This is a genomic window from Vibrio sp. S234-5 (assembly GCF_000960595.1).
GTDB lineage: Bacteria > Pseudomonadota > Gammaproteobacteria > Enterobacterales > Vibrionaceae > Vibrio.
Genome location: NZ_JZAM01000135.1, coordinates 1 through 297, shown reverse-complemented (window position 1 = coordinate 297; position 297 = coordinate 1). Strand labels below are relative to the sequence as shown.

Below are 297 nucleotides of genomic sequence, written 5' to 3'. Positions count from 1 at the left end.
GTACATAGCCATCTTTTTCGACTAACGCTTGTCCCTGAGCAGAGAACATAAAACGAATAAACTCGGCTTCTATTGGAGACAACGGGTAATCAGGATGCTTGTTCACGTATACATAAAGGTAGCGTGATAGTGGGTACTTACCTGAGACAATATTTGTACGAGTCGGGCTAACATAGTTAACCCCGCGTTTAGCGATGGGAACCAACCTTACGCCAGCCACTCGATAACCAACGCCAGAATAACCAACTCCGCTGATGGTCGATGCCACAGATTGCACCACAGAAGCCGAGCCCACGG

General features: G+C 48.1%; 1 protein-coding gene. It reads right to left on the bottom strand.

Going from position 1 to position 297, the window contains the following annotated elements; translation table 11 throughout:
• Window positions 1–297 (bottom strand): substrate-binding domain-containing protein (locus UF06_RS05800; protein ID WP_045569603.1); only part of this gene is annotated, 297 nt, incomplete at both ends.